14 protein-coding genes are annotated in these 14,537 nt (G+C 69.1%); 6 read left to right on the top strand and 8 right to left on the bottom strand.

The genetic code is table 11. From position 1 onward, the window contains the following. Positions 1-16 precede the first annotated feature (16 nt). Positions 17-337, bottom strand: coding sequence for a DUF7660 family protein (locus ACWEVR_RS03995; RefSeq protein WP_452465747.1), 321 nt, complete (start codon positions 335-337; stop codon positions 17-19). Between the two features lie 93 nt (positions 338-430). Here ACWEVR_RS03995 and ACWEVR_RS03990 point away from each other — a divergent pair, with 93 nt between their 5' ends. Beyond that, entirely contained in the window at positions 431-1,264 is an 834-nt protein-coding gene (locus ACWEVR_RS03990) for a class I SAM-dependent methyltransferase (RefSeq protein WP_452465746.1), read from the top strand. Here ACWEVR_RS03990 and dxs read toward each other — a convergent pair. Continuing rightward, on the bottom strand, positions 1,261-3,150 hold the full coding sequence (dxs, locus tag ACWEVR_RS03985; RefSeq protein ID WP_452465745.1) for a 1-deoxy-D-xylulose-5-phosphate synthase: 1,890 nt from the start codon (positions 3,148-3,150) through the stop codon (positions 1,261-1,263). The genes ACWEVR_RS03990 and dxs overlap by 4 nt on opposite strands. A 214-nt stretch (positions 3,151-3,364) precedes the next feature. Between dxs and glsA the strand changes: the two genes are divergently transcribed. Next, entirely contained in the window at positions 3,365-5,197 is a 1,833-nt protein-coding gene (glsA, locus tag ACWEVR_RS03980) for a glutaminase A (protein ID WP_452465744.1), read from the top strand. 70 nt (positions 5,198-5,267) lie between these two features. Beyond that, entirely contained in the window at positions 5,268-5,933 is a 666-nt protein-coding gene (locus tag ACWEVR_RS03975) for an SIMPL domain-containing protein (protein WP_452465743.1), read from the top strand. Between the two features lie 100 nt (positions 5,934-6,033). On the opposite strand, the gene ACWEVR_RS03970 is transcribed toward ACWEVR_RS03975, so the two are convergent. Further along, positions 6,034-7,386, bottom strand: a complete 1,353-nt coding sequence (locus ACWEVR_RS03970) for a class I SAM-dependent RNA methyltransferase (RefSeq protein ID WP_452465742.1) — start codon at positions 7,384-7,386, stop codon at positions 6,034-6,036. A gap of 36 nt (positions 7,387-7,422) precedes the next feature. Continuing rightward, the gene (locus tag ACWEVR_RS03965; protein WP_357145688.1) at positions 7,423-9,420 is read right to left on the bottom strand and encodes an APC family permease; all 1,998 of its coding nucleotides are present in this window, start codon (positions 9,418-9,420) and stop codon (positions 7,423-7,425) included. 173 nt (positions 9,421-9,593) lie between these two features. On the opposite strand from ACWEVR_RS03965, the gene ACWEVR_RS03960 reads away from it, so the two are divergent. Beyond that, positions 9,594-10,259: a potassium channel family protein gene (locus ACWEVR_RS03960; RefSeq protein ID WP_067492859.1), complete on the top strand. Its 666-nt coding sequence runs from the start codon at positions 9,594-9,596 to the stop codon at positions 10,257-10,259. Positions 10,260-10,261: 2 nt separating this feature from the next. Next, positions 10,262-10,933: a potassium channel family protein gene (locus tag ACWEVR_RS03955; RefSeq protein WP_067492857.1), complete on the top strand. Its 672-nt coding sequence runs from the start codon at positions 10,262-10,264 to the stop codon at positions 10,931-10,933. 6 nt (positions 10,934-10,939) lie between these two features. On the opposite strand, the gene ACWEVR_RS03950 is transcribed toward ACWEVR_RS03955, so the two are convergent. The 3 genes from ACWEVR_RS03950 to ACWEVR_RS03940 form a co-directional block, all read right to left on the bottom strand. After that, positions 10,940-11,560: a sigma-70 family RNA polymerase sigma factor gene (locus ACWEVR_RS03950; RefSeq protein WP_452465741.1), complete on the bottom strand. Its 621-nt coding sequence runs from the start codon at positions 11,558-11,560 to the stop codon at positions 10,940-10,942. Between the two features lie 125 nt (positions 11,561-11,685). After that, complete coding sequence (locus tag ACWEVR_RS03945; RefSeq protein ID WP_452465740.1) at positions 11,686-12,423, bottom strand: DUF3159 domain-containing protein; 738 nt, start codon at positions 12,421-12,423, stop codon at positions 11,686-11,688. 3 nt (positions 12,424-12,426) lie between these two features. After that, positions 12,427-12,834, bottom strand: coding sequence for an OB-fold nucleic acid binding domain-containing protein (locus tag ACWEVR_RS03940; RefSeq protein ID WP_067492853.1), 408 nt, complete (start codon positions 12,832-12,834; stop codon positions 12,427-12,429). 73 nt (positions 12,835-12,907) lie between these two features. Between ACWEVR_RS03940 and ACWEVR_RS03935 the strand changes: the two genes are divergently transcribed. Continuing rightward, entirely contained in the window at positions 12,908-13,636 is a 729-nt protein-coding gene (locus tag ACWEVR_RS03935; protein ID WP_452465739.1) for an alpha/beta fold hydrolase, read from the top strand. Here the strand turns inward: ACWEVR_RS03935 and ACWEVR_RS03930 are convergent. Beyond that, positions 13,633-14,532: a DUF3710 domain-containing protein gene (locus tag ACWEVR_RS03930; protein ID WP_452445062.1), complete on the bottom strand. Its 900-nt coding sequence runs from the start codon at positions 14,530-14,532 to the stop codon at positions 13,633-13,635. The genes ACWEVR_RS03935 and ACWEVR_RS03930 overlap by 4 nt on opposite strands. Between the last annotated feature and the right edge of the window lie 5 nt (positions 14,533-14,537).

The following is a 14,537-nucleotide window of genomic DNA, read 5'->3' as shown; positions in this document are numbered from 1 at the left end:
ATCTTTCGACCGCGATTCACTCATAATTCAGTCCGGCATACAATAGTAGCGCGAGGAAGTTCCAATCGATTCCGACAGGAATACTTCGACGGTTTTCCACGAACGCCGCGAGAGCTTCCAGAAATCGCGGCATCGTTGCATTCTCGAAAGCATCGGGGTCGCCGATCACCTGCGTACGCAGATTCAGCGCAAATTCCACAAACCGTTCCCGATTCTCGACTCCGGGAAATTCCAATTCTTCCACGTTCCAAGTCCCCTGCTCATGACGCATGCTCGGCGGACATCCGACATTGTGAACGAAGTTGAGCCAAATATTCAATAGGCGTTCGCTGTTCATTTCCGATAAGACGTAAAGCACTGCGCGAAAAATGGATCGACGGGGCGCTTGTTCGTGGTTAGTGTCGGGTGTCGAGTGTCGAGAGGAAGCGTTGTGTACGACGAGGCAATCGCCGCCAATCGGGCGAATTGGGATGAGCGGGCCGAGGTGCATGTGCGGTCGCGGATGTATGACGTGGTTGCTTATCTGGCGGATTCGGGGCAGATCTCGTCGGTGGTGCGCAACGACCTGGGGGTGCTGGCGCCGCACTTGCCGGAGTCCGGGATCGTGGGGCGGTCGTTGTTGCATCTGCAGTGTCATATCGGGATCGATACCTTGTCGTGGGTGCGGCTCGGTGCGGTGGATGTGCACGGACTCGATCTGTCGCCGAATTCGTTGCGGCACGCGGAGCGGATCGCGCGGGAGGCGGGGTGTGGCATCACCTGGGTCGAAGGGGATGCGCGGCGGGCTTCGGAGCTGGTCGGGCGGCGGTTCGACACCGTGGTGACGAGTGCGGGAACCATTGTGTGGTTGCCGGAGCTCTCGACGTGGGCTCGGTCGATCCACGATCTGCTGGAGCCGGGCGGGGTGTTCTCGATCCGGGACGATCATCCGATTCTCGGCGCGATGGGGTTCGAGCCGTGGGAAATCTCCGACGACTACCTCGGTGGGGGCGGAACGCGGACGTACACGGATTCGGGCACTTACACCGAGGATTCCGCCGGGCAGATCGCCCACACCACCAATTACGAATGGCGACACGATCTCGGCGAGGTCGTGGGAGCACTGCTCGACGCGGGACTGGCGATCGAGGCGGTGCGGGAGCTGCCCTATATGGACTGGCCCGCCTTCCCGGAACTCGTTGCCTGCGAACAGGGTTGGACATTGCCACCGGCGCGGCCGCGAATTCCGTTGAACTTCGCGGTCGTCGCCAGGCGAAGGAATTAGTGGGCGCCGAGCCAGGCGGCGATGCGTTGGGTGATGGCTTCCGGGGTCAGGCCCAGGTCCTCGAGGATTTCGGGGCGGGAGGCGTGGTCGAGGAATTGTTGGGGGATGCCGAGGTCTCGGGTGGGGATGTCGAGGCCGGCGGCGCGGAGGTGGGCGGAGAGGGTGGAGCCGATGCCGCCGTGTAGGCCGCCGTCTTCGAGGGTGACGACCAGACGGTAGTTCTCGGCGAGTTTCACGAGGGTGTCCGAGATGGGGAGGACCCAGCGCGGGTCGACCACGGTGACCGAGATGCCGTGGGGGGCGAGGTTTTCGGCGACGCGCATGGCGGTGTCGGCGAAGGGGCCCACGGCGACGAGCAGGACGTCGCCGTGCTGGGACTGGGCCGAGCCGGGGACGGCCAAGCGCAGGATGTCGAGACCGTCGAGTCGTTCGACGGCGGTGATGTCTTCGGCGACAGTGCCTTTCGGGAAACGCAGCACGGTGGGGCCGTCGGTGACGGCGAGCGCCTCGGCGAGTTCCTCACGCAGGGTGGCGCCGTCGCGGGGGGCGGCGACGCGGATGCCGGGGATGATGCCGAGCAGCGAGAAGTCCCACATGCCGTTGTGGCTGGCGCCGTCGGGGCCGGTGATGCCCGCCCGGTCCAGGACGACGGTGACGGGCTGTTTCAGCAGCGCCACATCCATCAGCAACTGGTCGAAGGCGCGGTTGAGGAAGGTGGCGTAGATGGCGACCACGGGGTGCATGCCGCCGAGCGCGAGACCCGCGGCGGAGGTCATGGCGTGCTGTTCGGCGATGCCGACGTCGAACATGCGCTCGGGGAAGCGCTCACCGAACGCGGCGAGACCGGTGGGGCCTGGCATGGCGGCGGTGATGGCGACGATGTCGTCGCGGCGCGCGGCGTGCTCGATGAGTTCCTCGGAGAACACTGCCGTCCAGCCCTTGGCCTTCTTGCCCGCCAGGGGGCGGCCGGTGAGCGGGTCGATGGGGTCGCAGGCGTGCATCTGGTCGGCGACATGGTTTTCGGCGTGCTCGTAGCCGTTGCCCTTGCGGGTGACCACGTGCACCACGACGGGGCCGCCGAAGTCCTTGGCGCGGCGCATGGCCGCCTCGAGCGCGACCAGGTCGTGGCCGTCGACCGGGCCCACGTACTTCATGCCCAGATCGCCGAACAGTTCCTGCGGGCTCACGGCGTCTTTGATCCCGGCCTTGAGCGCGTGCACCATCGAATAGGCCGAATCCCCTACGGCCGGAATGCTTTTCAGCAGACGTTTCCCGGTGTCGAGGGCATGCTCGTAGGCAGGCTGGGTGCGCAGGGCGGTGAGCCGGTCGGCGAGGCCACCGATGGTCGGTGCATAGGAGCGGCCGTTGTCGTTGACCACGACAACCACCGGGCGGTCGGCACCGGCGATGTTGTTGAGCGCCTCCCAGCACATGCCGCCGGTGAGCGCACCGTCACCGACGACGGCCACCACGGTGCGGTTCTGGTCGGTGAGCGAGAACGCCTTGGCCAAGCCGTCGGCGTAGGACAGGGCGGCCGAGGCGTGCGAGGACTCCACCCAGTCGTGTTCGCTCTCGGACCGACTGGGGTAGCCGGACAGGCCGTCGCGCATGCGCAGCGTGTCGAAGCGGTCCTTGCGGCCGGTGAGGATCTTGTGCACGTAGGCCTGGTGGCCGGTGTCGAAGATCAACGGGTCGGCCGGGGAATCGAAGATCCGGTGCAGGGCGATGGTCAGCTCGACCACACCGAGGTTGGGACCGAGATGACCACCGGTGGCGGCGACCTTCGCCACCAGGAACTCGCGGATCTCGTCCGCCAGTTCCCGCAGCTGCGGCACGCTCAGCCGGCGCAGATCTTCGGGTGAATCCACCCGCGACAGCACTCCCACCTGAACTCGCTCCCTCCGGACTTCCGATTGATCCGCCCAGTGTATTTGGCCGGGCGACGGGCGAAAGCCCTCGTCCGGTGTCGTGCACTCCGACGGTAGTCCCGACCACCCGCCGACCAGCGGGCGCACCCCTGGCTGACGGGCGCGACGTGTGAGCACAATCTCCCCGCGCGTCCGCCCGGGAACCGTTGTCAATGCCCCCTACAGTGACGCTGTGGCCGAACCGAACCGGATCGATCCCGGGGTGGTCGCGGGCATTCTCGACGAGGTGTACGCGGCCTGCCGAGACGACACCTCCGGCGCGCCCGCCGACTACATCCCCGAACTCGCCGCCGTCGCACCGGACTCGTTCGGGCTGTGCCTGGCCACCGCCGACGGGCTGGTCTACCGGATCGGCGACACCGATGCCGGGTTCACCATCCAGTCGATCTCCAAGCCGTTCACCTACGCGCTAGCCCTGGCCGACCGCGGACTCGACGAAGTCGCCCGCCACATCGATGTGGAACCCTCGGGCGAACCGTTCAACGAGATCGCGCTCGAACCCGACACCCAGCGCCCGAGCAATCCGATGATCAACTCCGGGGCGATCACCGCCGCCTCGCTGATCAAGGGGCCCGACGAGTTCGAACGGGTGCGGGACTGCTACTCGCGCTTCGCCGGACGCGAGCTGCGGGTGAACGACGCTGTGTACCAGTCGGAATCGCGCACCGGATACCGCAATCGGGCGATCGGCTACATGCTGCGTTCGGTCGGGATCATCGACGTGGACCCTGACGCCGTCGTCGACCGCTACTTCCGCCAATGCTCGATCGAGGTGACGTGTGCCGACCTGGCGGTGATGGCCGCGACACTGGCCGACAACGGCATGAACCCCGCCACCCACGAGCGGGCGTTGTCGACGGCACTGACCGAACGGGTGCTCAGTGTGATGACCACCTGCGGCATGTACAACGCGGCGGGCGACTGGGTGACCACGGTGGGGCTGCCCGCCAAGAGCGGGGTGGGCGGCGGGATCATCGCGGTGCTGCCCGGCCAGCTCGGCATCGCGGTGTACTCGCCGCGCCTGGACGCCCACGGCAACAGTGTGCGCGGGGTAGCGGCGTGCCGGGAGCTGTCGCGGCGGCTCGAACCGCACTTCTGTCACGTGACCCGCTCCGCGCGCACCGCCATCCGCGCCGAGCACTCGGTGTCGGAGTTGCCGTCGCGGATGCGCCGCTCCCCCGACGACGCCGCCGTGCTCGCCGCGCACGGTGACCGCGCCCGCGTCTACGAACTGCACGGCGACCTGCTGTTCTCCGGCGCCGAACGGGCGGTCCGGGCCATCGAGGCCGCCGCGGGCGAGCTCGACGCGCTGGCGATCGACCTGCGCCGGGTAGGTGAGGTGAGCGTGGTGGCACGCGGAATGCTCGACGCGTTGCAGGCCGAGCTCGTACCGGCCGGGGTGCGGGTGGCGCTGGTCGATCCCGATGCCAAGCTCGGCCACGACGTGTCGAGCCTGCGGCCCGACGACCCGCGCGGGCGGGTGTTCATCGATCGCGATACCGCCACCGAATGGTGCGAGGACATCGTGCTCGCCCGGCACCGACCACCCGGAACACACCCGACCACCTCGATCGCCCTCGACGAGCACCCGCTGCTGGCCGAGCTCGATCCAGCCGACCGCGCCCGGCTGGCCGCCGATTTCGGCGAGCGAACCTTCGCCAGGGGCGAGACGATCGCCCAACGCGGTGATCAGCGCTCGGGGCTGTACCTGATCCTGGACGGGCGGGTGCGGCTCACCTTCCCCGGCACCGACGGGCGGACGCACCGGCTGGTGACCTTGTCGGCGGGGATGTCGTTCGGCGAGATACCGATGCTGGTCGGCAAACCGTTCGTCAACGCGGTGATCGCCGAAACCCAGGTGCGGGTGGCGGTACTGAGCCCGGCGGCGTTCGACTCGCTCACCGAGGTGCATCCGAAGCTCAAACTCGCACTGCTGCAACGGCTCGCGGCCGGTGCGTACGCCCAGATGGAAGCCACGGTGCGCACCATCTCCGGCACGCAGTGACCGGGCGCGGAACCCGAGGGCGCCGCGAGACGTTGGGCAGCACAACAGGCCCCGACCGACAGGAGCAGCGGTGAGCGAACGATCCCCTCAGCCGAGCACCACCACCTTCGGACGCGGCACGGTGCGCGCGATCCCCGATCTCATCCGCGTCACCCTGACGGTGGAATCGCGCGCCGCCACGGTCGCGGGCGCCTACGACCGGGCTGGCCAGCGGGTGAATGCGGTGGTCGCGGCGTTGCGCACGGCCGGGGTGCGTGACAGCGACATGGCGACCAGCGGGCTCAGTGTGCGCACCGAGACCGTCTACACCGACAACGGCCGCAACGAGATCGTCGGCTACCTCGCCTCCACGGGTCTCAGCATCGCGCTGCGCGAGGGCAGCGGTGCCGAACCCGCCGAGACCGTGGCCGCCGCGGTGAACGCGGGCGGCGACGACGTGCGCCTGGGCGGGCTCACCCGGGGCATCGCCGACCCCGCGCCACTGCTGGTGCAGGCCCGCGACGCCGCCTACGACGACGCGCTCGCCAAGGCCGAGCAGTACGCGGCGCGCGCGGGTGTGCGCCTGGGTGCGGTGCTGCAGATCACCGAGGACACCTCACCCACGCCCCGCGCCTACGACGTGAGCGCCGAGATGGATTCACCGATCATGTTCGCGCGCAGCAGTTCGCCGGTGCCGGTCGTGCCGGGCGAGACCGAGGTGGGCGCGAGTGTGCGGGTGACATGGGCGCTGGAATAGCACGCTCGACATCGCGCCTTCCCCGACGAACCGACGGGGACTACCCGCACCTGGGTGCACGGCAGCCCAGGAGGCGTTGATCGATGCGGTCGTCGGGTTGTCAGCGGTCGAGTAATGCGACGCATTCCACGTGGTGGGTGGCCGGGAAGGCGTCGAACGCGCGCAACTCGGCCAGGTGGTAACCCGCGTCGAGGTACAACCCCAGGTCGCGGGCGAAAGAGGCCGGGTCGCAGCCGATGTGGACGATGCGGCGGGGGTCGGCGTCGGCGACGGCGGCCACGACTTCCTTGCCAGCGCCCGCGCGTGGGGGGTCGAGGACGACCACGTCGGGGGTGGAGGTGGCCTCGCGAGCCCAGCGTTCGACCCGGCCCGCCCGCAACTGCACCCACGGCAGGTCCCGCAATGCGGCCGTACCGTCGGCGACCGCGGAGCGGGCCGATTCCACCGCCGACACCGCACCCGTCTGCCCGGTCTGCTCCCCCAGCCGCGCCGCGAAGACACCGACACCGCTGTAGAGATCCCAGCCCGAGCCACCCGGTTCCAACCCGGACCATTCGGCGACGAGATCCGAATAGCATTGCGCCGCACCATGATGCGCCTGCCAGAAGCCTGTGGCCGACAGTTCCCAGCGACGGCCCGCGACATACTCCACCGCCCGGCCGCTGCCCGCCAGCACCCATTCCTCGCGCGGCGCGTTGGTCGCGGACTTGCGGGCGGCGGCCCGGTCACGGACCGCGCCGCGGTCGTCGGCGACGGGGCGGCCGGATTCTCGGTGCCGTGCGGGACGTTGCCCACGTCCTCGGGACCCGCCGCGCGGGGTGGCGGGGCGGGTGCCCGGGCGGTCCGCCTCGGCGGCCGGAGCCAGTTCGACGATGTGGCGGACGCCGTCACCGTCCACGGCGATCACCAGGTCGGCGCCGGGCGTCCAGGATCGCTCGGCCACCCCGTCGAGTGCGCCCGATACCGGCTGCGGACAGCGCAGATCCGGGATCACCTCGGTGCTGCGGTAGCGGTGCACACCCGCGCGACCGGCCGCGTCGACCACCAGTCGCACCCTGGTGCGCCAGCCGCCGACGACCTCCTCGCCGATCGGTTCGACCTCGATCTCGCGCTCGATCCCGGCCAGCCTGCGCAGTTGCTCGGCCACCACGGTCGCCTTGAGCGCGCGCTGGGCGGCGGGGGTCGCGAAGGAGAAATCGCAGCACCCCGCCCCACCCGGCCCCGACACCGGACAGGTCGCGGGGACACGATCTGCGGAGGGCTCGATGATCTCCACCGCGTCGGCCCGACAGAACGAACCACCACGGTCCTCGGTGACGCGGGCGCGCACCAACTCCCCGGGTAGACCGTGGCGCACGAACACCACCCGGCCCTCGTGGCGGCCCACGCAGAACCCGCCGTGCCCGGGCGCACCGAGGCGCACCTCGAATTCCTGTCCGCGCCAGTCACTCACAGCCACACACCCACTTCCGTTGTCGGCCGAGCACGCTCACTCGCGCCGCTCCGGCCGGTCGAACCCGCGACGCACCGAGCCCGGCGCATTCACCTCGGCCGCCTGTTTGGCCCGCGTCGAAGACGACAACTGCCACGGCACACTGGTCACCATCACACCCGGTTCGAACAGCAACCGGCCCTTCAACCGCAACGCCGACTGGTTGTGCAGCACCTGCTCCCACCAGTGACCGACCACGTACTCGGGGATGAACACGGTGACCACGTCGCGCGGTGCGTCCTTGCGGACGCGCTTCACATACTCGAGCACCGGTTTGGTGACCTCGCGATACGGCGACTCGACCACCTTGAGCGGCACGTTGATCTCGCTGTTCTCCCATTCGCGCACGAGCTTGCGGGTGTCGGCGTCGTCGACGTTCACCGTCACCGCCTCGAGCGTGTCGGGGCGCGTGGCCCGCGCGTAGGCCAGTGCCCGGCGCGTGGGCAGATGCAGTTTCGACACCAGCACGATGGAGTGGGTGCGGCTGGGCAGCACCCCGTCCCAATCGGATTCGTCGAGTTCGCGCGCCACCGAGTCGTAGTGCTTGTGGATCAGCTTCATCACGATGAAGATCGCGACCATCGTGATGATGGCGATGTAGGCGCCCGCGAAGAACTTGGTGATGAGCACGATCACCAGCACGGTGCCGGTGAGGGTGAGACCGATGGCGTTGATGACGCGCGAGCGCTTCATCCGCGACCGCTCCTGCGGGTCGGTCTCCTTACGCAGCAGGCGGGTCCAGTGCCGCAGCATGCCGGTCTGGCTGAGCACGAAGGACACGAACACACCGACGATGTAGAGCTGGATAAGCTTGGTGACCTCGGCGTCGAACAGCACCACGAACGCGATGGCGGCACCGGAGAGGAACAGGATGCCGTTGGAGAACGCCAGCCGGTCGCCCCGGGTGTGCAGCTGCCGCGGCAGGTAGCGGTCCTGGGCGAGGATCGAACCGAGCACCGGGAAACCGTTGAACGCGGTGTTGGCGGCCAGCACCAGGATCAGGGCGGTGACGATGGTGATGAAGAAGAAGCCGATGGGGAAGCCGTGGAAGACGGTTTCGGCGATCTGGGCGATCAGCGTCTTCTGGTGGTAATCGGCGGGCGCGCCGACCAGGTTCGAGGTGTCGTGCGCGTAGACGACCCCGATCTTCTGCGCCAGGATGATGATGCCCATCAGCAGTACGACGGCGATGGTTCCCAGCATCAGCAGGGTCGTCGCGGCATTGCGCGACTTGGGTTTACGGAAGGCGGGCACGCCGTTGCTGATCGCCTCGACGCCGGTCAGCGCCGCGCAGCCGGAGGAGAACGCGCGCGCGATCAGGAAGGCGAAGGCCAGGCCGTAGAGGTGTTCGTCCTCGGCCTGGAGCCCGAAACCGGCGGAGACGGCCTGGATGTCGTCACCGAGCACGTAGGTCCGGAACAGGCCCCACCCGAGCATCACGACCATGCCGAAGATGAAGGCGTAGGTGGGAATCGCGAAGGCCGTACCCGATTCGCGCACACCACGCAGGTTGATGGCCGTGAGCACCGCGATCGCGACGACCGCGAACAGCACCTTGTGCGTGTTGACGAACGGAATGGCCGAGCCGATGTTCGAGGCGGCCGACGAGATCGACACCGCCACCGTGAGCACGTAGTCGACGAGCAGGGCGCTACCGACCGTGAGCCCGGCGGTGGGGCCGAGATTCACCGTGGCGACCTCGTAGTCGCCACCGCCGGACGGGTAGGCGCGCACGTTCTGCCGGTAACTGGCGACGACCACCGCCATCACCACCGCCACGGCGAGACCGACCCACGGTGCGTACATGTACGCGGAGATGCCCGCCGCCGCCAGCACCAGGAAGATCTCCTCCGGCGCGTAGGCGACCGAGGACATCGCGTCGGAGGCGAACACCGGAAGCGCGATCCGTTTGGGCAACAAGGTATGGCCGAGCGAGTCACTGCGGAAGGGCCTGCCCAGCAGCACGCGTTTGGCCGCCGTCGTCAACTTGGACACCGGGCTGAGCATAGACGGGATCATCGATGTGTTCGCGCTCACGTGACCTGGCCGCCGACCGGGATGTCGAGGTTGTTTGCACCGCCTCGCCAGGGGGAAACTGGGCGGGGGAAGCTCCGGCGGGTACGGTCCAAGCCGGACGCCACGGGTTCGGCAAGGAACGAGGGTGCACGGTGTACGTAGTGATCATGGGGTGTGGGCGCGTCGGGTCGTCGCTGGCCCGCGCCTTGACCCGGGTGGGTCACGAGGTCACGGTGATCGACCGTGATCCCAGCGCCTTCCGTCGGCTCGGTGAGGGCTTCACCGGGCAGGAAGTGATCGGCGTCGGCTTCGACCGTGATGTGCTGACCCGCGCGGGAATCGAACGTGCCGACGCCTTCGCCGCCGTGTCCTCGGGCGACAACTCCAACATCATCTCCGCGCGGGTGGCCAGGGAGATGTTCGGCGTGGAACGCGTCGTCGCCCGGATCTACGACGCCAAACGCGCCGAGGTCTACGAACGGCTCGGCATCCCGACCATCGCCACCGTGCCGTGGACGACCGACCGTTTCCTGCGCACGCTGATCGGTGACAACTCCACGACCACCTGGCGCGAACCCACCGGCGCGGTGGCCGTCACCCAGCTCACGCTGCACGAGGACTGGTTCGGTCGCACCGTGCGCGACCTCGAACGCGACCTCGGCGTGCGGGTGGCGTTCATCCTGCGCTTCGGCCGGGGCCTGCTGCCCGAATCCAAGACGGTGGTCCAGGCCGACGACGTGGTGTACGTCGCGGCGACCTCCGGCAGTGTCGGTGAGGTGGTCGCGCTGGCGGCCAAGGCCCCCGTGAGCGAGGACTGAACATGAAGGTGGCCATTGCCGGGGCGGGCGCCGTGGGGCGCTCGATCGCCAGGGAACTGCTGCGCGGCGGGCATCGGGTGATGCTGCTGGAACGTCAGCTCGACCACATCGACCCGCCCGCCATCCCCGACGCGGTCTGGGTGCACGCCGACGCCTGCGAGCTGTCGCTGCTCGAGAACGCCGGGCTGGAAACCTACGAGGTGGTGATCGCGGCCACCGGTGACGACAAGACCAACCTGGTCCACAGCCTGCTCGCCAAGACCGAGTTCGGGGTGCGCCGGGTGGTGGCGCGGGTGAACGATCCGCGCAACGAATGGCTCTTCGACGAGTCGTGGGGTGTGGACGTGGCGGTGTCGACACCGCGCCTGCTCGCCTCGCTGGTCGAGGAGGCGGTGTCGGTGGGTGATCTGGTTCGGCTCATGACATTGCGCCAGGGCCAGGCCAACCTGGTCGAGATCACGCTGCCCGCCGACACCCAGCTGGCCGGTAAACCGGTGCGCAGCCTGGTCCTGCCGCGCGACACCGCGCTGGTGACGATCCTGCGCGGCGGCCGGGTGATCGTGCCCCAGGCCGACGACCCCTTCGAAGGCGACGACGAGCTGCTGTTCGTCACCTCGGTGGAGGCCGAGGAGGACCTTCGGCTCACCCTGGCCGGGCACGGCATCCGGCCCTGAGCCGCCTCAGGCGGCGGCGAGCTGAGCGCGCAGCTTGTTGAGCGCGCGGTGCTGCATCACCCGGACCACGCCGGGGCTGGTGCCGATGGCCTCGGCGGTCTGCGCGGCGCTCCAGCCGAGCACGATCCGCATCATCAGCACCTCACGGTGGTTCGGGGCGAGCACCTGCATCAGTTCGCGGGTCGTGGCACGCCGTTCGAAGGCGAGCGCCCAGTCCTCCGGGCCCGCTTCGGCGCTGGCGGTGTCGGGCATCTCGGCCATCGGATACGCGGTGTGCTTGCCCCGGCGGAAGGCGTCGGACACCTTGTTGGCGGCGATGCCGTACACGAAGGCCAGGAAGGACTTGCCCTGGTCACGGTAGCGCGGGATGGCGGCGACGGTGGCGATCAGGACTTCCTGGGTGACATCGTCGGCGGTGACCGTGAGGTGGCCGGTGGCACCCATCCGCGCCGAGCAGTAGCGGCGCACGAGGGGGTGGACCAGACGCAGGATCTCGGCGATCGCGTCGCGGTCGTTGCGGGCGGCGGGACCGATCAGGGCGTCGAGTTCGGCGCCGATGCGCCTGCTCTCCGACTGGGCTGAGCCGGGCTTGGAAGCTGCGCTTGCACGGTGCTCGGTTGCCATCATGGTCGCCGGTCCTCTCACGATCACTGCGTAATTCGGTATGCATTGATCGTGCGACGAACAGGCGGCGGCAACCAGGTACCCCAGGGTGGGTAGTTCCCCACCTCCGGCGGTACCCTTGCCCACCCTCAGGCGGAGGCGGAATCCCTTCCGGCAGCGGACTTGTCGGTGGGCAGGTGGCCCGCGCGGCGCACCGCCCACACGGTGACCACCAGGGCCACCGCGGTCAGCGGCCAGCCCATCGCGATACGGGCGATGGCGAGCCAGGTGGTGTGGTCGGTGTCGTAGAGCTGGGACTGCACCAGGTAGCGGGCGCCGAAGACGACGACCCACACGACGGTGGCCAGGTCGTAGAGCTTGCGCACCCGCGGATCGCTGCGCCATGCGGTGCCGTGGCCGTTGAGCGCGCCCCAGATCACCCCGACCAGCGGCCACCGGAACAGGATCGACAGCGCGAACACGCCCGCGTACACGAGGCTGGTGTAGATGCCGAACAGGAAGAAGCCCTTGGCCTCTCCCACCCGATGGGCGATGAACGCGCACAGTCCGACGCCGAGGAAACCGGAGATGGCCGGCTGGACGGGACTGCGTTGCACGAGCCGCCAGATCAGCACACCCGCGGCCACGCCGAGGGCGGCCCAGATGGCGGCGGTGAGCCCGGCGAAGGTGTTCACCGGAACGAACACGAGCACGGGCAGGGTGGAGTAGATCAGGCCGCTGATGCCGCCGAGCTGCTCGAGCAGGGTCTGCTCGGCCTCGGCCGTCTCCTTGTCGACGTCGGGGTCGACGGGGTGGTCGGTGACCACCGGCAGGGCAACGGTGGCTTCAGGGTCCGCGGTGTGGCGGTACTCGTCGCTGGAGGGCATACGTCAGCTGTTCCCGCGCAATTCGTAGTAGGGGTTGAAGATCACTTTGCGGCCGTCGCGGTCGCCGACGCGGCCGCGCACCAGGATGCGCCTGCCCGGTTCGATGCCGGGGATGCGCCTGCGCCCGATCCATACCAGGGTGATGGCGTCGGTGCCGTCGAAGAACTCGGCCTGCACCGTGGCACCGGCCGCCTTCGGACAGGCCTCTACGCTGCGCAGCCTGCCGACGATGGTGGCTTCCTCGCCGCGACAACAGTCCTTGGCTCGCCGGGCGCCCGAGGCGTCGGCGGTCTCGGCCAGTTCCTCGGCGTCGAGCTGATCGATATCGGCCGTCAGGCGGCGTCCGAGTCGACGAAAATATCCCGAGTCCGGGCCCGATCCCGACTTGTGTGAGCCCGTGGATGACGACATGGCACGCTTCTCCCGCTAGTTGGCCTTCAACGCCACTGTAGATGGGCAAACGCCGGGCCGCTACGCTCGGTCCGTGTTGCGCACCCCACCCCAGGTCACCGTGGTCGCCCTGCCCGGAACCGGCTCCGACGCCGATTTCGCAGCCCGTGCATTCGGACCGGCCGCGGCCGCTCACGGCCTGGAATTCCTTGCCGTCGAACCCGACCCGAAGGCCGTGATCGCGAGCTGTACCGCGGCTTTGCGCACCGCCGCCGCGCGCGGACCCGTCCTGGCGGCCGGGATCTCGCTGGGTGCCGCGATCGCCTTACGGTGGGCCACCGGACATCGCGACGCGGTTGTCGGTGTCATCACAGCATTACCCGCCTGGACGGGTCCGGAAACCACCTCGTGCCCCGCCGCGCTGAGCGCCTCGGCAACCGCCGGGCAACTTCGCGCCGACGGTCTCGGCGCCGTGATCGCCCGCATGCGCGCCTCGAGCCCGGCCTGGCTGGCCGAGGCTCTCACCCAGTCCTGGCGCGGCCAGTGGCCCGACCTGCCGCAGGCTCTGGACGAGGCGGCCGCCTACTCCTGGCCGACCGTCGAGGAATTGGCCGCCTGCCCCGTCCCCGTCGCGGTGATCGGCGCGGGCGACGACCCGGTGCATCCGATCGCCGTCGCCGAAGAATGGGCCGCGACCCTGCCGACGGCCGGATTGCGCCGGATCACCCTCGACGAACTCGGCGCGAACCCGGCGGTCCTCGGACACACCGGGTTCACCGAACTCGACCGTCTGTCGACCGAAAAGATCTCGGCCGCAACCTAGTTCAAACCGAGTTGCTGCATCGCCGAGCCGTCGGCGCCGCGCCGCGGTTCGTCGGGCAGCTTCGGCGGCACCGCCGAGGGCGGGGTCTGCGCGGCGGCCGCCTGCGCGGCCATGGCCTGCTGCTGGGCGAGCACCTGCTGCTGATGGGCGGCGGCGAGCTGTTCGGCCAGCTCCTGGGGCAGCACCACGGGCAGCGGGTCACGCACCGGTAGCGGCTCGGAGCCGCGCCGCACCACCGCGTCGGCCAGGACGGCCCGCGCGGCGGTGATGAGCGGGCTGCGATCGTCGACCGCGCCCGAGGGGCCCGCCGCGACCAGCCGGATCATCCAGCGCGGTCCGTCGACACCGATGAAGCGCAGATCGGCGCCCTCGGTGACCGCCTTCACCTCACGACCCCACGGGCCCTTCTCGATGGCGACGCTCGCACCGTCACCGCGCAGCGACTCGGCCAGGTCGGCCGCGACGAGACGCCACTGCCCGGCCGACTTCGGCGCGGCGTACGCGGCAACGGTGAGCCTGCCGTGCTGGGTGGCCAGGTGCACCGCCTGCGGGGTGCCGTCGGGGCTCATCTCCACCTGCAGCTGTCCACCCTCGGGCACGGGGATGACCACCGACCCCAGATCGAGCCTGCGCGCGATCATGTCGTCGGTCACTTCGGTGATGTCGTACGGGCCGGCGGCGGCGTCGGGGGCGTGGTCGAAGTTGCCGTAGATGCGCTCGTCGGTGGGAGCGTCGTCGAAATCGAGGTGGGCGAAGTCGGGGCGGCGGAACTCGTCGGTGTCGTAGTCGTCGGTATCGGCGAAATCGTCGTAGTCGTCCGCGGCGTAGTCGTCGCCGTAGTCGTCGTCGTAGACCGCGTCGTCCTCGCGCGGTGCGCGCTTCTTCTTGCCGAACAGACCCA

The sequence above is a fragment of the Nocardia sp. NPDC003979 genome (assembly GCF_053605015.1).
This window is presented reverse-complemented; position numbering and strand designations above follow the sequence as displayed.